The following is a 15,557-nucleotide window of genomic DNA, read 5'->3' on the forward strand; positions in this document are numbered from 1 at the left end:
GTTACACCATCCTGGTAAATGCAATGGCTAAGAGCCTGTCCCGTCATGGCTATTTCACTTGCCTGGACAGCGCCAGGTAAAATAGATGAGCCCTGAAGGGGGAGCGTAGCGAATCAATCCTCAGGTACTCTGCTTACGCTTCGGTATCTGCACGCGTGCGCTGTCCGCGTTTAAAATATCTGCGCCAGCTACGTCTGGCGAACCAGCCGTCAAAGGTCGCAAAAGATAGCCCGAACATAACGTTGGCTATCTGTTAATTCCATTTAAGTAATATGGTGTATTGCCGCTTGCCTGCGAGGAGTGAGGAAATGAAAAGCGCGTTTCTGGCGTCTGAACCCGCCGCCAGCCCGCATGACGGACAGTAGCAAGAACCGCCGTTGCGGAGTTATCTTTTCCTGGCGCTCTTTTTACGCGATAAAAATGTGATGTGCAACCTCATTTGCAGTGGAAGATTCGCTTTATTATTAATAAACCCGATTAAAAGTTAAGCGAAATAGTTAAAAGATACTGATGTGAAAATGGGTTTTAAAAATGTAAAACAATTGTTTCTTCACGCACAGGTGCTGCGGTTGTGGTTAAGTTTCAGACAAATTAAGCCATTAAAGTGAAAAAAGAGAGGTGCGGGCTTAACGAAGCGATGAAGTGTGTCGCTATGCTGTTTTAATTATGGGCGAGAAAAAAAATAGATCGCAGCGTCAGGCTCTCTTGCAAGAATAAACGTAAATGCCGCTAATAAAAGGCTTTTGCTTTAGCCAACGGCGGGCAACAAAACGTTAAAGAAATTTTCGTTAGATGAATTTAATTTTGCTTTGGCGCGGTCGCTTTAACTGAATACATCCCATGAACGATCTGAATGTATTAAGGAATACTGATGGCACTTTCTATTTTTACCAGCGCATCCTCTATGGCATCCACCAATGCCCTGAATAAGTCCAACAATCTGCTCTCCACGGCGATGGAGCGTCTGGGCACCGGCAAACGTATCAACTCCGCGGCGGACGACGCGGCGGGCCTGCAGATCGCCACCCGTCTTCAGGGTCAGACCAACGGCATGACCGTGGCGAAGCGCAACATCTCTGACGCCACCGCGCTGCTGCAGACTGCGGAAGGGGCGTTCGACGAGGTGAGCAACATCATGTACCGCATGAAGGACCTCGCCACCCAGGCGGCGAACGACACCAACACCGAGAAAGACCGTACCGCCATCAACGCCGAAATGAACGATCTGAACGCCGAACTGAAAAACATCATGGACAACACCTCCTATGCGGGTGACAAGCTGTTCGGCGCATCCGGTAAGTTCGCCAGCGCCATGAACTTCCAGATCGGCTCCTCCTCCGGCGAAACCATGAAGGTTGACCTGAGCGCAGAGCTGAAGGGCGGCACGGCGGGCACCCTGTTTACCGCTTCCGGCTTCGCCGGTATCGGCGACTGGAGCTCCGCTTCCGGTATTAACATCTCCGGTGCCGACGGCGCGAAGACGATGATGCAGTCGCTGGAAACGGCGCTGAACAGCGTCGGCGCGGTCCGCTCCAAAATGGGTGCGAGCATCAACCGTCTGGGCCACACCGCGGCCAACCTGGCCAACATGAAGGACAACACCGACCTGGCCCTGAGCAACATCCAGGACGCGGACTTCGCCAACGAGGCCTCCTCCATGACCCGTAACCAGATGCTGGCCCAGACCAGCATGTCGATGCTGAAGCAGTCCAACAGCATGTCGAGCATGGTGATGTCCCTGCTGGGCTAATTCTGCGTCCTCGCCCGCGGCGGCGGGCGCGATCGTCTACTCAGGCCGGCTCCCGCAAGGGGCCGGCTTTTTGTTGCCTCCTGCCGATAAATGCGGATGGATTGCTTAAAAAGTGGTCATTTGAACGCCGATGGATTTAATTTCCACCGTCAGGGTGTCGTTTTTAGAAAGTACAACCAATGAATGACCTGAAGAAAAGGAATCACTATGGCACTTTCTATTTTTACCAGCGCATCCTCTATGGCATCCACCAATGCCCTGAATAAGTCCAACAACCTGCTCTCCACGGCGATGGAGCGTCTGGGCACCGGCAAGCGCATTAACTCCGCGGCGGACGACGCGGCGGGCCTGCAGATCGCCACCCGTCTTCAGGGTCAGACCAACGGCATGACCGTGGCGAAGCGCAACATCTCTGACGCCACCGCGCTGCTGCAGACCGCGGAAGGGGCGTTCGACGAGGTGAGCAACATCATGTACCGCATGAAGGACCTCGCCACCCAGGCGGCGAACGACACCAACACCGAGAAAGACCGTACCGCCATCAACGCCGAAATGAACGACCTGAACGCCGAACTGAAAAACATCATGGACAACACCTCCTATGCGGGTGACAAGCTGTTCGGCGCATCCGGTAAGTTTGGCGAGGCCCTGAACTTCCAGATCGGCTCCTCCTCCGGCGAAACCATGACCGTTAATCTGAAGACGGAGCTGGGCGGCACGGGCCTGTTTACCGCTTCCGGCTTCAAGAATATCGGCGACTGGGGCTCCGCTTCCGGTATTAATATTGCCGACGCTTCCGGCGCGAAGACGATGATGCAGTCGCTGGAAACGGCGCTGAACGACGTCGGCGCGGTCCGCTCCAAAATGGGTGCGAGCATCAACCGTCTGGGCCACACCGCGGCCAACCTGGCCAACATGAAGGACAACACCGACCTGGCCCTGAGCAACATCCAGGACGCGGACTTCGCCAACGAGGCCTCCTCGATGACCCGTAACCAGATGCTGGCCCAGACCAGCATGTCGATGCTGAAGCAGTCCAACAGCATGTCGAGCATGGTGATGTCCCTGCTGGGCTAATACCTCACCGCGCACCGCTTGTTAAAACACCGCTGTATGGCGGTGTTTTTGTATACGGAAAGGCCTTTCCTTCCGCCGGAAGCGGCGGAAGGAAAGATTCCGCTTATCACTTAATCTCTTGATAACTCTCAATTAAATAATTGGCACGAAATTTGCTAAATTCGTTACAGGAAGAAAGCGGCGGACGTGCCCGGAGGAAATTATTATGGCTAATTTTGAACCAGATACATGGGCCACGCAGCTGGCGGGCCTCGACATCTACGCGCTGCAAAACTCGCTCTCTTCCCAGAGAACCTCGCTGGATGCCCAGAAAAAAGCGCTCTCCTCCCTGCGCAGCGCCCTGACGGATTTCCGTAGCACCATCACCGGGCTGAACTCGACCAGCGCCAGCGTGCTGAAAAACAGTGCCACTATGAACCAGGAAGGGATTGCGACGATTAACGCCAGCGCGTCCGCCCGTAAAGGCACCTACAGCCTGAGCGTCACCCAGTTGGCCTCCGCCCAGCAGAAGGGATTTGACGGACTGGACGACGCGGCGATTAAAAACGCCACCGGCACGCTGAAGATCGAGCTTAACGGCGAAAGCCTTGAGATTGATATGGACGATCTGAACAGCCTTGCGGACTTCGCCGACGCTATTAATAGCGCGGAGTTTCCGAGCGCCTCTGATTCCTCCACCTCCGCCGACGGCCAGAACGGCGTTACCGCGTCGCTGATGCGCATCGACGGCAAGGTAACGCTGATGATGAGCAGCGATCAGAGCGGCGAGAAGTACAATATTGAGCTGGACACCAGCGGCATGACCAGCGGTCAGACCATTTTTAGCGCTGAGAAGATCATCACCCAGGGCAAAGACGCCAAATTTACCATCGGCGACTCCGACACCGTTTACTCCAGCAGCTCCAACACCCTGGACAAGCTGGTGGACGGCGTCTCCATCACCCTGACCGGCACCACCGAGGCCAATAAGCCGCTGGTGATCTCCATCGATACCGACACGTCGGGCACCAAAGAGCAGATTCAGGCCTTTATCGACGCCTACAACACGCTGCAGGACACCATTTCCGGGCTGACAAAGACCGGCACCGATGCCGATTCACGCGGTGCGTTTGCCGGTGACGCCAGCATCTCCTCGCTGACCAGCGAGCTGAGCGGCCTGCTGCGCGGTACCTTCGGCGGGCAGAACATGACGAAGTTCGGCATCACCGCCGACAAAGACGGCAAGCTCTCCATTGACAGCGATCGGCTAAACGATCAGCTGAAGGCGGACCCGCAGGCGGTGGCCAAATTCTTCAACGGCAGCGACGGCCTGATTAAATCCATGGATAAGTCGCTGGATAAATACCTGAACAGCAGCACCGGCTTATTAAAAGGCCGTCAGGAGACCCTCGACAGGCAGGAGCGTGAATATGAGACCAACAAAGAAAAAATGGACGCCCGTTACACCTCCTCCTACAACCGCTACCTGAAGCAGTTTTCACAGCTGCAGGCGGTGATGACCCAGATGAGTAACACCATGAGTATGTTTAGCTAATTGTTAAGGGAATGGATCCTTCAATGTACGGTAACGAGCAGGAAGGCTATGGCCTTTACCATCAATCCGATCTGGCGATTCAGGCCGCGGCGGCGAACCCGCACCAGCTGGTGCTGATGCTGTTCAACGGCCTGATGGATGAGCTGATACGCGCCAAAAGCCATATTACGGGGCGTCGCTACGAGCGTAAGGCCCAGAGCATCAACAAATGCATCGATATCCTGAATGCGCTGACCAGCGCGCTGGATTTTGAAAAAGGCGGCGAGCTGGCCCTAAGCCTGGCGAATCTGTATGACTATTGCGTTTACCGCCTGTATGACGCCAGCAACAAGCTTTCGGTAGACATTATCGAAGAGGTGGAAGGCATCCTCGGCAATATCCAGGAAGGCTGGGAAAAAATGGATCAGGGCAAATGAGCGATGCGTTAACGATGGGGACGCTGAGGCAGGCGCTACGCCAGGCCGCGGCCGATCACAACTGGCCGGCCGTGGTGAACGTCGATCGGCAGATTGCCGAACTGCTTACCGCCATCCGGGGGAAAACCCTCAACGCGGAGGAGCGCCAGGCGCTGCAGGCGCTGCGGGACATTCACCGCCAGGTTTTCGAGTATTGCCAGGGCCAGAGCGGCATCATCGCCGACAAAATGGCGCTAACCATGCGCAATCGTGAAGGCGCAGCGGCCTATGCCGCGTTTATGGACGAAGGGGATTTATAGGGTAAATGGATATGCTCACACTTATGCAGAATGCGGGGCCGGCATCCGGCCTGTCGACGCAGGCGGAGCCGATCGCCGGACAGGGCGGCGAGGCGCTGCCGTCCGGTCAGCCCCAGGCGGGGTTCAGCGACGCACTGCTGAACGTGGTCAGTACGCTGATGGCCGCACAGGGAAAAATCGCCCCCGGCATCGGCGGGCGGGCGGTCGACCCGCAGGATGAGGAGACGGCGGAGAAGCCCCAGGCGGACGCTTCGCCGCTGAAGGAAGATGCGCAGCAGCAGCTGTTGCAGGCGCTGCTGATGACCGGCCAGATGCCGGCCAGCCCCGTCAACGACGCGGCGACCGAAACCCCCGGAAGCGAGACGCTGAGGCTGCAGATGCGGGCGTCGCCGCTGGCGGAGCCGCAGCCGTTCAACGGCGTGGCGGAGCGAATAGCGCCCCGGCCGCTGACGGCGGGCATCGTCGCCCCGGCGATGGTGACGACAGAGACGCTGCCGACGGCGAGCGTTGCGCCATCAGCCGTTGCGCCGCACCTGATGACGGCACTGAGCGCCGTCGCCCCCACGCTGAGCGCCCAGGCCGCGCCGGCGACGGCCGCGCCGACCTCCGGTCCGGAGGCCCCCGCTTCCGCCCCTGCGTCGACGCTCAGGCTGGACAGCGAGAACAGCCGCTGGACGCAGCAGCTGCAAAGCGCGCTGGGGGAGCGCCTGCAGCTGCAGGTGAAGAACCAGATCCAGCACGCCACCATTCGTCTCGATCCGCCCGAGATGGGCAAGATCGATATCGCCCTGCAGCTCGATAACGGACGGGTGCAGGTGCAGATTAGCGCCAGCCACGCGGAGGTTTATCGCGCGCTTCAGCAAACGAGCGGCGATCTGCGCCAGAGCCTGACCGAGCAGAACTTCGTTCAGGTTAACGTGCAGGTCTCCTCCCAGTCGGGGCAGCAGCAGGGCAAAGAACAGCCGTTTGCACAACAACACGCCATCCTTCGTGCAGGAGATGATATTGCGGCAGGGATGCCGGAATCAGACGCTTCCCGACGTGAGGATGATTCGGTACTACTGACCGTTTAATAAAAAGAACTCTATGAACGCAAAAACAATCATCTTTGGGCTGGCGATCGCGCTGATCACCGCCGTCCTGACGGCGGGGCTAACCGTCGTCGGCACCCATGTACTACGCGCGGACGGGAAGGGTGAAAACCTGCTAACCAACCTCTTTAAATCCTCCGCGCCCCAGCACGTGGAGTTTGTGGAAATTAAAAATTTGCTGATCACCCTGAAGGGCAAAGGCAGCGCGGAGCGCTATCTGCTGCTGGAGCTGAACCTGGTGGCGCTGAGCGCGGATAACGCGAAGACGGCCCAGACAATGGTGCCGGCGATTCGCGGGGCGACCGTCAGGCTGCTTTCCGGCATGGACTACGAGGCGGTGCGGGCGCTCAGCGTCAACGAACTGCACGACCGGCTCATGGCGGCCTATGCCGAGAAATTCGCCAGCCTGAAGATGGACGTTCCGTTTAACGACGTCATCATCAGCAAAATGGTTTTCCAGTGATTGATGTGCCGTAGTGGAAATGATGGATTTTATCGCAAGTGAAACGCTGACCCCGGCGGATGAAGCGCGCTATGTCAGACAGTATCTGCCGCTGGTTCACAAGGTGGTGAAGCAGCTCGCTTATCAGACCAGCAGCGTCATCGATCGGGATGATATGGAGCAGATCGCGCTGATGGGGCTGTTGACCTCCCTGCGGCGCTACGGGCATCCGGACGAGCAGTTCGCCGCCTACGCCATCCAGCGGGTGCGCGGGGCGGTGCTCGACGAGCTGCGGCTGCTGGACTGGCGTCCGCGCCGCCTGCGGCAGAAGACCCACAAGCTCAACGACGCGATCCGCGAAATCGCGCACCGGCTGGGTCGGACGCCCAGCTTTGAGGATATCAGCCATCAGCTTTCTATTACGGCCGAGGAGTACCAGGAGTACCTTCTGCTCGACTGCGCCAAAACCCTCGAGAGTCTTGACGATCTGCTGAGCAATGACGGCTGTGCGGGGGCGCTGGACAGCCGCCCGCTGGAGGACGAGGTGGTCGTCAGCAGAACGCTGCGCAGCGCGTTAGCCACTCTTAATGAGCGCGAGCAGCTTATTCTCTCGCTCTATTATCAGCATGAGATGAGCCTTAAGGAGATTGCGCTGGTGCTCGATTTAACCGAGGCCAGGGTATGTCAACTCAATAAAATCATCGCGCAAAAAATTCAGTCTTTTTTCCGGAAGTGAAAGGGTTATGCAGAAATTTATAGGTATTCTCATCATTATGGGGTGTGTGGTCGGCGGCTTTCTGATGTCAGGTGGGAAGCTTTCGTCGTTCTGGCAGCCGGGGGAGATCATTATTATTCTCGGTGCCGGCCTGGGGGCGATGGTGCTGGCGAACCCGAAGGCGGTGCTGAGTGAAATGTACCGTCAGTTTCGCGGCATTATGCGTAAAGATGAATATACCAACGAGTACCAGCGCCAGCTGCTGATGCTGCTGTATGAGCTGCTTGAGCTGGTGCAGGACGGCGGCCTGAAGGTGCTGGACGAACATATCGAAGCGCCGGAAAACAGCGCGCTGTTCCAGAAATATCCCCTGATGCTGCGCGACAACGCGCTGGTGATGTTTATCTCCGATAACTTCCGCCTGATGGCGATGGGGAAAATCAACGAGCACGAGCTGGAGGGGATACTGGAGCAGGAGCTGGTGGCGGTGGAAGAGAACCTGCTGCAGCCTTCGCGCTCCCTGCAGCGTACCGCGGAAGCGATGCCGGGCTTCGGCATCTGCGCGGCGGTGCTGGGCATCATTATTACGATGCAGTCCATCGACGGCTCCATCGCGGTGATCGGCGTGAAGGTCGCCGCCGCCCTGGTGGGCACCTTCCTTGGCGTATTCTTCTGCTACTGCCTGATGGACCCGGTGGCGAACGCCATGGAGCAGCGCACGAAAAAGCAGATCTCGGTGCTGGAGTGCGTGCGTACCGTGCTGGTTAACCACGTTGCCGGCAAGCCGACGCTGCTGGCGGTCGACGCCGGACGCAAAATGCTGCCGATGGATACCAAACCGACATTTGCGACGCTCGACGGCTGGGTTAACGAAATGACGGGTGAGGCCTGATGCGTAACCGCGGCAATGAACACCACACTACGATCATTAAGCGTTCGGCGCGTAAAAATCATGGTGAAGTGCACGGCGGAGCCTGGAAGGTGGCCTTCGCCGACTTTACGCTGGCGATGATGGCGCTGTTTATGGTGCTGTGGATCATGGGATCCGTAACCGAAGAGGAGCGGAAAGAGATCGTCTCCATGCTGCACGGCGAGTCGATTTTTGACGGCAACACCCTGACGCCGATTTCGCAAAAAAATGGTCAGGGCGGGCAACTGGCGCTGATAGGCGGCGGCCGGCCGACGCTATCGTCGACATCGCAGCGGTCGGCGGCGGGAAGTAAGTCTTCCGGGGACGTGTCGACCAGCGCTGAGGAGAGCGAAGGTTCTGAGGGGGCCGGTGACGCGCGGCTTGGGCTGACGACGGACGCAGAGAGCCTGGACGAGGTGAACGCCCGCTCGCACAGCGAGATTGACGATCTGGCGCGCATCATTATGAAGATTACCTCGACCTACGACGCGCAGGCCAACCTGAAGATGGAGATCGTTCCTCAGGGGCTGCGCATTCTGGTTTCGGACGATCAAAAACGCGAAATGTTTCAGCGCAGCAGCGCCATTCTGACTCCGTTCTTCCGGCGTCTGCTGACCGAGTTCGCGCCGGAGCTGAATAAGATCGACAACAAGATCATTATTACCGGCCATACCGACGCCACCCACTACCGCGATCAGGAGCGGTATAACAACTGGAACCTGTCCGGCGAACGCGCCATGCAGGCGCGGGCGGTGCTGACCAAAGGGGGGCTGGCCCCGGAAAAAATTCTGCAGGTGAGCGGCATGGCGGATCAGATGCTGCTCGATCCGCAGCGGCCGCTCAGCTCGGCGAACCGGCGCATTGAAATTATGGTGCTGACGCGCACCGCCAGCGATTCGCTCTACCAGTTCTTTGGTCAGCACGGCGAAAAAGTCATTAAGCCGCTGGCCGATAAGCTGAACAACAGCCGTTAATCAGATAAGTACCGCAGTGAAACGCTTTCTCCGCTCTGTCCGTTGTGCCTTCGTTCGGCCCACTATCTGCCGCCGGGCGCTTTTTCTTGTTCTCATGCTGCTGCCGTCGGGCTATGCCGGCGCGCAGCCAGCCCCTGTTGAACGGGAAATAACGCAGCAGGAGAGGGCGTTACAGCTTCGCCAGCAGAACCGCGAGCGGCTGATGGCGAAGGTGAAAAAGCGCGCCGCCGTCGTGCCGCTGACGCCGCAGCAGAAGCAGCGGGAGGCGGAGCAAAAGCGGGCGGAACGCGCCAGAAACCGCGAAATGCTGGCCATGCATAGCCGCTGGCAGCCCGGCACCCTGGGAGGCTCCGACGCGCTATGGCGGCGGTCCCAGAGCGCAAAGGCGAAAAAGGAGCGCGTCAGCCCGCAGCTGGCGTCCCGGCTGCGTACCGTGATGGAGCGTCTGAAGGCGCAGCTGGGCAAACCCTACGTCTGGGGTGGCCATCACCCGCTGGAGGGCTTCGACTGCAGCGGGCTGGTGTTTTACGCCTTTAACCACGTTCTGGAGCGCAAGCTGCCCCGCACGGCCAACGGCATGTATCAGGACCCGCACCTGAAGCCCGTTCGCGCCGACCGGCTTCGTCGGGGCGATCTGGTGTTCTTTAACATCAACCAGCGGCCCGGCGCTGACCACGTCGGCGTCTACCTCGGCAACGGCGAGTTTATTGAGGCTCCGCGCCGCGGCCTCACTATTCGCATCAGCCAGCTGACGGACAATTTCTGGCAATCGCACTATCTCGGCGCTCGCCGCATTCTGACGGACGAGGCGACGCTGTAAGAATGACCCTTAGATTGAGTTAAAACCCATGACCGCAACTCGTATGAAATTCGCCATCGATGATGGTTCCACCAACGTTAAAATTAGCTGGATTGAGAACGGTACGCTGAAGACCGTGGTATCGCCGAACTCCTTCCGCAAGGACTGGAAAAGCGCGGCGCTGCTGCGCGGCCAGGCGGTGTATAACTACACCATCGGCACCACCAAATATACCTATGACGCCACCTCGGACAAGGCGCTGTCCACCACGCACATTGAGTACCAGTATGACGATCTCAATCTGCTGGCGGTGCACCACGCGCTGCTGCAAACGGGCCTGACGCCGCGCGACGTGGAGGTGATCGTCACCCTGCCGATCACTCAGTTCTACCGGCCGGACGACTGCCAGCGCAACGATGAGCGGATCGAGGCCAAGCGCCGTAACCTGATGCGCGACATCACCCTCAATAAAGGCGAACTGTTCCGCATCGTCGACGTCCACGTGATGCCGGAGAGCCTGCCCGCGGCGCTGTCGCATCTGCTCAATTCCAACGTCAATGAGTTCACCAAGTCGCTGGTGATCGACTGCGGCGGCACCACCCTGGATATGGGGGTAATCGTCGGCGAATTTGACGATGTCTCCGCGATCTACGGCAACAACGAAATCGGCGTGGCGATGGTGACCGACGCCACCCGCAAGCTGCTGGCGGCGGCGGACAGCGACTCCAGCTACCTGGTGGCGAACGAGCTGATCAAGCGCCGCCACGATGCGGATTTCGTCAGAAGCGTGATTAACGATGAGTCGCAGATTGAGGAGATCCTCAGAAAGATCGAGATCAAAATTCAGGAGCTGGGGGATCAGGTGGCCTACGAGGCGAAGAAATTCGCCAAAAACCCCAACCGGGTGTACCTGGTGGGCGGCGGCGCGCATCTGATTGAGGCGGCGCTGCGCCAGGCCTACGCCACCCTCGGCGATCGCGTGGTCACCCTCGATAACCCGCAAAGCGCGCTCTCCCGCGAAATCTGCCTCTACCACGCCGAAACGGAGGTGGAGCAGGTGGCTTCGCCGCAGATGGTTGAGGTAGGCGACGATGAGTAACAGGCAGATCCGCCGTGTTAACCTCTCATTGCACCTGTCGCCAGAGCAGTCGCGCGCGGATCTGCGCGCTATGCTACAGCTTAAAAAGTGGTACGGCTCGGTGCAGCGGGACGGAAGCGACGTCAATGACGCCAACATGGAGATCCGCCTGTTTCATCGCAATATCTATCTGTCCGGCCTGCAGCTGCACCTTCTCAGCCCGCAGCTGTGCAGCTATATCGCCGAGTCCCTCAGCCGCGAGGAGCTGAGCCTCGACGCCCTGTGCGCCGAGCTGCAGCAGAGCAAGCTGCTGCCCGTAGAGCTGCGCGCCGGCGGCGACGCCGTCGGGGCGAACGACTTCAGCGAGGGACAGCTGGCGCAGATGCGGGCGCTGATGGCGCAGGCGCTGGAGTCAGCGCCCCAGGCCGCCGCCCCGGTGGACGAGGCGCAGCGGGAAGAGACAGCGCGGCTGCGCGAAGATATCGCCCGGCTGGCGCAGCTGCTGGAATCAGCGCCCCAGGCCGCCGCCCCGGCGGAGGGGGCGCAGCGGGAAGAGACGGCCCGGCTGCGCGAGGATATCGCCCGGCTGGCGCAGCTGCTGGAGTCAGCGCCCCAGGCCGCCGCCCCGGCGGACGACGCCCGGCGTGAGGAAACCGCGCAGCTGCGGGAAGAGGTTGCCCAGTTGAAGGTGCTGCTGCAACAGCAAAACCTGCTGCTCCAGCAACTGCGGGTGGCGGGCCGTACGACGGCGGAGCCGGCCCGGTCGACGAATACGGAAGAGGTCGACCTCAGCGCTGTGGACGCGCCGACCCAGAAGATGAACAAAGTGCGCCAGAAAGGGATCTTTTAAACCCTGGCGCAGCGCGTCGCCCGGACGAAAAAAGGAGCCTTTCTCCACGACGCCCTCTTGCTTTATACACCGACGCAGACGGTTTGCTCTTCTGTCGGCGTGCGGGAAAGTCAATACGTTCTACCTCTTATCCGGCGAAAAATATTCGGAACAGGATGTTTGTCAAATTTCCATCCTGAAGTTTCCCGCTTTTCACCAGACAATACCCTGTTCTGGTTATTATGGAGTTAAATAAGATCGAGCTGAATGTAAAAGAGCGGCCTTTATGTTCTGCCATATTCAGGCCGTATGGCGCGTTACTCAGCGCGTATGTAGCCTGCGGTATGGCGGGCAAAGACCGTAAAAAAGCAGAGCGCTGTATCACCGGATAACGCCAGCATCTGACGTATGCGGAAAATAAACAGGGCCGCCGCGCGCTTCAGCATTACACAACACAATGTCATACCTTTTGGGAGAATTTATTATTTATGCATTCCTCTGTTAAAAAAGAGAGCCGAACGTTTTTCGGCCATCCGTATCCGCTGGGATCGCTGTTTTTCACCGAGATGTGGGAGCGCTTCTCGTTTTACGGTATCCGGCCGCTGCTGATCCTGTTTATGGCGGCGACCGTCTATGACGGCGGCATGGGGCTGGCGCGCGAAAATGCGTCGGCGATCGTCGGTATTTTTGCCGGCAGCATGTATCTTGCGGCGCTGCCGGGAGGCTGGCTGGCGGATAACTGGCTTGGCCAGCAGAGGGCGGTGTGGTACGGCTCGATCCTGATTGCCCTTGGGCACCTGGCGATTGCCCTCTCGGCGATGATGGGCGACAGCCTGTTTTTTATCGGCCTGGTGTTTATCGTGCTGGGTTCCGGCCTGTTTAAAACCTGTATCTCGGTGATGGTGGGCACCCTGTATAAAAAGGGCGACGCCCGCCGCGACGGCGGCTTCTCGCTATTTTATATGGGGATCAATCTCGGCTCCTTTATTGCGCCGCTGATCTCCGGCTGGCTGATTAAAACCCACGGCTGGCACTGGGGCTTCGGCATCGGCGGCATCGGGATGCTGGTGGCGCTGGTCATCTTCCGCCTGTTTGCCGTTCCGGCGATGCATCGCTATGACCGCGAGGTGGGGCTGGACTCCACCTGGAACAGCCCGGTCAGGAAACGAGACGGCGTGGGCCGCTGGCTGCTGGCTATCGCCATCGCCGGGGCGGCGGTGATTCTGCTGGTGGCCCAGGGGATCGTCGTGATTAACCCGGTGGCGGTCGCCAGCGTGCTGGTCTACGTGATTGCCGCCTCGGTGGTGCTCTACTTTATCTGGCTGTTCGCCTTTGCCGGCCTGAACCGCAAAGAGCGCGCCCGGCTGCTGGTGTGCTTTATTTTGCTGGTCTCCGCCGCGTTCTTCTGGTCGGCGTTTGAGCAGAAGCCCACCTCCTTTAACCTGTTTGCCAACGACTACACCGACCGTATGCTGGGGGATTTTGAAATTCCCGCGGTGTGGTTCCAGTCTATTAACGCGCTGTTTATTATCCTGCTGGCTCCGATCTTCAGCTGGCTGTGGCCGATGCTGGCGCAAAAAAATGTGCGTCCGGGCAGTATTACCAAGTTTGTGATTGGCATTCTGTTCGCCGCGGCGGGCTTTGGCCTGATGATGCTGGCGGCACAGAACGTGCCCGGCAACGGCGGGGCGGGGGTATCGCCGCTGTGGCTGGTGGGCAGCATTCTGATGCTGACCCTTGGCGAACTGTGCCTCAGCCCGATCGGCCTGGCGACCATGACTCTGCTGGCCCCGGAGAGAATGCGCGGGCAGATGATGGGGCTGTGGTTCTGCGCCAGCGCGCTGGGCAACCTGGCGGCGGGGCTGATCGGCGGCCAGGTGAAGGCCGACAGGCTTGACGTGCTGCCCGATCTGTTCGCCCGCTGTTCGGTTGCGCTGCTGATCTGCGCGGCGGTGCTGGTGCTGCTGATCGTGCCGGTGCGGCGGATGCTGGAAAACGCTCAGGCTAACGCCACGACAAAGCCGGCCACCAGCGCCTGACGGCCCTTCCGCCGTCGCAGGATTAAGCTGTGTCTTTTATTCTGCCGGGGTATAATCGGTGACGAGAGGGCGCGCCCGGAAGGATATGGGCGCTTATTACGCGCGGGAGGCGTCAGGATGTTACATAAAAACGGCGGGCTGTTGCTCTTTTTGACTGGACTGTGCTGGCTGCCGCAAAGCCAGGCTGGGGAAGCCGGAGGCCGGGTTACCGATCCGGCGATGGCCTCCGCGCTGGCAGACCGGCATGTCAGCGCGGTCTACGACGAAGAGACGGCCCGCAGGCAGCGGCCCTGGCAGATTAAAGATAACGGCGACGCCTGGATTTTAATCGGCAGGCCGCCTGAGGCCCTGGGCGGTAATATTACTATCGAAATCGCCAAACGGGACGGTGCGGTCATTCAGTTATCGCATTCTAAATAAAAAGCCGGTTCTCAATAAGCCGCCGACCCTCGCACTCTATCTCCCCGCCCTGCGCGGCGCAGCCCTGTCATAACGGGCGAACGCCCCGGCTTTCCCGGACAAAATAATCGTTATGCCGCCGCTTCGCTATTTTCGCCTGCTTGAAGGTTGGGGGGTTACGTCTACGCTTAATAAGCCGCCGCGCGCTCAGCGTTAAATAAACCGCGCCTCCGGCGGCACTATTTCACACCGCCATCCGGCTGTTATTGCTGAATAATCTCCGGCGCGGCCTGGAAGGGGCGAAAATAACCGAAGGGGTAAGCTATGCGATATCTGAATAACCGTTTCGCTGTCGAAAAAGACGATCCGTCCGAAGCACCGGAATCCGGCGATAAGCCGGACAGCACGCCGCAGAAAAAATCCTGACCGTCCTGATCCTTCTCCCGGCAGCGCCGGGGGAGGTTTTTCGCCGGGCCTGCGCGGGCGCGGCGGGCGTGGTTATTTCTATCGGGAGAAAATATGGACGTTGATGCTTTTTTTCTGGCGAGGCTCCAGTTTGCCTTTACCGTTTCGTTTCACATCATCTTTCCCGCCATTACCATCGGTCTCGCCAGCTATCTGGCGGTGCTGGAGGGGCTGTGGCTGAAAACCCATAATCCCGTCTGGCGCGCCCTCTACCAGTTCTGGCTGAAGGTGTTCGCCGTTAACTTCGGTATGGGCGTGGTCTCCGGGCTGGTGATGGCCTATCAGTTTGGCACCAACTGGAGCGGCTTTTCCCAGTTCGCCGGCAGCATCACCGGGCCTCTGCTTACCTACGAGGTGTTAACCGCCTTCTTCCTCGAGGCCGGTTTTCTGGGGGTGATGCTGTTCGGTTGGAACAAGGTCGGGCCGGGGCTGCACTTCTTCGCCACCTGCATGGTGGCGCTGGGCACGCTGCTCTCCACCTTCTGGATCCTCGCCTCCAACAGCTGGATGCACACCCCGCAGGGCTTTGAAATCCACAACGGCCAGGTGGTGCCGGTGGACTGGCTGGCGGTGATCTTTAACCCCTCATTCTCTTACCGCCTGCTGCATATGTCGGTGGCGGCCTTTGTGAACAGCGCGATGTTTGTCGGCGCTTCCGCCGCCTGGCATCTGCTCAGGGGGAACTCAGCCCGGTTTATGCGATCTGATCAATCGCTGAATATCCCAAATCACCAGCCGGC

General features: G+C 59.0%; 16 protein-coding genes and 1 pseudogene. All 17 read left to right on the forward strand.

The features are described from left to right. Nucleotides 1-871: 871 nt before the first annotated feature. A complete protein-coding gene (locus tag GJV78_RS07910; protein WP_155107811.1) occupies nucleotides 872-1,750 on the forward strand; it encodes a flagellin N-terminal helical domain-containing protein in 879 nt (292 codons plus the stop codon). 207 nt (nucleotides 1,751-1,957) lie between these two features. Then, nucleotides 1,958-2,827: a flagellin N-terminal helical domain-containing protein gene (locus GJV78_RS07915; RefSeq protein ID WP_155107812.1), complete on the forward strand. Its 870-nt coding sequence runs from the start codon at nucleotides 1,958-1,960 to the stop codon at nucleotides 2,825-2,827. A 205-nt stretch (nucleotides 2,828-3,032) separates the two neighbouring features. Then, nucleotides 3,033-4,361 (forward strand): flagellar filament capping protein FliD, encoded by a 1,329-nt coding sequence (gene fliD / locus GJV78_RS07920; protein ID WP_155107813.1) that lies wholly within the window; start codon nucleotides 3,033-3,035, stop codon nucleotides 4,359-4,361. Between the two features lie 23 nt (nucleotides 4,362-4,384). After that, the gene (gene fliS / locus GJV78_RS07925) at nucleotides 4,385-4,777 is read left to right on the forward strand and encodes a flagellar export chaperone FliS (protein WP_155107814.1); all 393 of its coding nucleotides are present in this window, start codon (nucleotides 4,385-4,387) and stop codon (nucleotides 4,775-4,777) included. Then, the gene (locus GJV78_RS07930; protein WP_155107815.1) at nucleotides 4,774-5,076 is read left to right on the forward strand and encodes a hypothetical protein; all 303 of its coding nucleotides are present in this window, start codon (nucleotides 4,774-4,776) and stop codon (nucleotides 5,074-5,076) included. The genes fliS and GJV78_RS07930 overlap by 4 nt, the downstream gene beginning before the upstream one ends. Before the next feature lie 11 nt (nucleotides 5,077-5,087). Next, entirely contained in the window at nucleotides 5,088-6,149 is a 1,062-nt protein-coding gene (locus GJV78_RS07935; RefSeq protein WP_230979096.1) for a flagellar hook-length control protein FliK, read from the forward strand. A 13-nt stretch (nucleotides 6,150-6,162) separates the two neighbouring features. After that, nucleotides 6,163-6,630: a flagellar basal body-associated FliL family protein gene (locus GJV78_RS07940; protein WP_155107816.1), complete on the forward strand. Its 468-nt coding sequence runs from the start codon at nucleotides 6,163-6,165 to the stop codon at nucleotides 6,628-6,630. Between the two features lie 19 nt (nucleotides 6,631-6,649). Beyond that, nucleotides 6,650-7,345, forward strand: coding sequence for a FliA/WhiG family RNA polymerase sigma factor (locus GJV78_RS07945; RefSeq protein ID WP_155107817.1), 696 nt, complete (start codon nucleotides 6,650-6,652; stop codon nucleotides 7,343-7,345). Between the two features lie 7 nt (nucleotides 7,346-7,352). Further along, nucleotides 7,353-8,216, forward strand: coding sequence for a flagellar motor stator protein MotA (gene motA / locus GJV78_RS07950; RefSeq protein ID WP_155107818.1), 864 nt, complete (start codon nucleotides 7,353-7,355; stop codon nucleotides 8,214-8,216). After that, nucleotides 8,216-9,208: a MotB family protein gene (locus tag GJV78_RS07955; RefSeq protein ID WP_155107819.1), complete on the forward strand. Its 993-nt coding sequence runs from the start codon at nucleotides 8,216-8,218 to the stop codon at nucleotides 9,206-9,208. Before motA ends, GJV78_RS07955 begins: the two co-directional genes overlap by 1 nt. Before the next feature lie 94 nt (nucleotides 9,209-9,302). After that, nucleotides 9,303-10,028 (forward strand): C40 family peptidase, encoded by a 726-nt coding sequence (locus GJV78_RS07960; protein WP_167519442.1) that lies wholly within the window; start codon nucleotides 9,303-9,305, stop codon nucleotides 10,026-10,028. 43 nt (nucleotides 10,029-10,071) lie between these two features. Next, nucleotides 10,072-11,106 carry a plasmid segregation protein ParM domain-containing protein gene (gene parM, locus GJV78_RS07965; protein ID WP_209439239.1) on the forward strand — a complete coding sequence of 345 codons (1,035 nt, stop codon included), beginning with the start codon at nucleotides 10,072-10,074 and terminating at the stop codon, nucleotides 11,104-11,106. Then, on the forward strand, nucleotides 11,099-11,935 hold the full coding sequence (locus GJV78_RS07970) for a hypothetical protein (protein ID WP_155107821.1): 837 nt from the start codon (nucleotides 11,099-11,101) through the stop codon (nucleotides 11,933-11,935). The genes parM and GJV78_RS07970 overlap by 8 nt, the downstream gene beginning before the upstream one ends. A gap of 467 nt (nucleotides 11,936-12,402) precedes the next feature. Beyond that, nucleotides 12,403-13,953: a peptide MFS transporter gene (locus tag GJV78_RS07975; protein WP_155107822.1), complete on the forward strand. Its 1,551-nt coding sequence runs from the start codon at nucleotides 12,403-12,405 to the stop codon at nucleotides 13,951-13,953. 117 nt (nucleotides 13,954-14,070) lie between these two features. Beyond that, a complete protein-coding gene (locus tag GJV78_RS07980) occupies nucleotides 14,071-14,373 on the forward strand; it encodes an NTF2 fold immunity protein (RefSeq protein ID WP_155107823.1) in 303 nt (100 codons plus the stop codon). 303 nt (nucleotides 14,374-14,676) lie between these two features. Further along, nucleotides 14,677-14,778 carry a hypothetical protein gene (locus GJV78_RS07985; protein ID WP_155107824.1) on the forward strand — a complete coding sequence of 34 codons (102 nt, stop codon included), beginning with the start codon at nucleotides 14,677-14,679 and terminating at the stop codon, nucleotides 14,776-14,778. Nucleotides 14,779-14,871: 93 nt separating this feature from the next. Beyond that, nucleotides 14,872-15,519: pseudogene (locus GJV78_RS07990) on the forward strand (cytochrome ubiquinol oxidase subunit I); the annotation flags it as partial. Nucleotides 15,520-15,557: the final 38 nt, after the last annotated feature.

The organism is Intestinirhabdus alba, from assembly GCF_009711095.1.
GTDB classification, from domain to species: Bacteria; Pseudomonadota; Gammaproteobacteria; order Enterobacterales; family Enterobacteriaceae; genus Intestinirhabdus; species Intestinirhabdus alba.

Coding starts and splice junctions, on each gene's coding strand:
- GJV78_RS07910 (WP_155107811.1), top strand. CDS start 872: ATGGCACTTTCTATTTTTACCAGCGCATCCTCTATGGCATCCACCAAT.
- GJV78_RS07915 (WP_155107812.1), top strand. CDS start 1,958: ATGGCACTTTCTATTTTTACCAGCGCATCCTCTATGGCATCCACCAAT.
- fliD (WP_155107813.1), top strand. CDS start 3,033: ATGGCTAATTTTGAACCAGATACATGGGCCACGCAGCTGGCGGGCCTC.
- fliS (WP_155107814.1), top strand. CDS start 4,385: ATGTACGGTAACGAGCAGGAAGGCTATGGCCTTTACCATCAATCCGAT.
- GJV78_RS07930 (WP_155107815.1), top strand. CDS start 4,774: ATGAGCGATGCGTTAACGATGGGGACGCTGAGGCAGGCGCTACGCCAG.
- GJV78_RS07935 (WP_230979096.1), top strand. CDS start 5,088: ATGCTCACACTTATGCAGAATGCGGGGCCGGCATCCGGCCTGTCGACG.
- GJV78_RS07940 (WP_155107816.1), top strand. CDS start 6,163: ATGAACGCAAAAACAATCATCTTTGGGCTGGCGATCGCGCTGATCACC.
- GJV78_RS07945 (WP_155107817.1), top strand. CDS start 6,650: ATGATGGATTTTATCGCAAGTGAAACGCTGACCCCGGCGGATGAAGCG.
- motA (WP_155107818.1), top strand. CDS start 7,353: ATGCAGAAATTTATAGGTATTCTCATCATTATGGGGTGTGTGGTCGGC.
- GJV78_RS07955 (WP_155107819.1), top strand. CDS start 8,216: ATGCGTAACCGCGGCAATGAACACCACACTACGATCATTAAGCGTTCG.
- GJV78_RS07960 (WP_167519442.1), top strand. CDS start 9,303: ATGCTGCTGCCGTCGGGCTATGCCGGCGCGCAGCCAGCCCCTGTTGAA.
- parM (WP_209439239.1), top strand. CDS start 10,072: ATGAAATTCGCCATCGATGATGGTTCCACCAACGTTAAAATTAGCTGG.
- GJV78_RS07970 (WP_155107821.1), top strand. CDS start 11,099: ATGAGTAACAGGCAGATCCGCCGTGTTAACCTCTCATTGCACCTGTCG.
- GJV78_RS07975 (WP_155107822.1), top strand. CDS start 12,403: ATGCATTCCTCTGTTAAAAAAGAGAGCCGAACGTTTTTCGGCCATCCG.
- GJV78_RS07980 (WP_155107823.1), top strand. CDS start 14,071: ATGTTACATAAAAACGGCGGGCTGTTGCTCTTTTTGACTGGACTGTGC.
- GJV78_RS07985 (WP_155107824.1), top strand. CDS start 14,677: ATGCGATATCTGAATAACCGTTTCGCTGTCGAAAAAGACGATCCGTCC.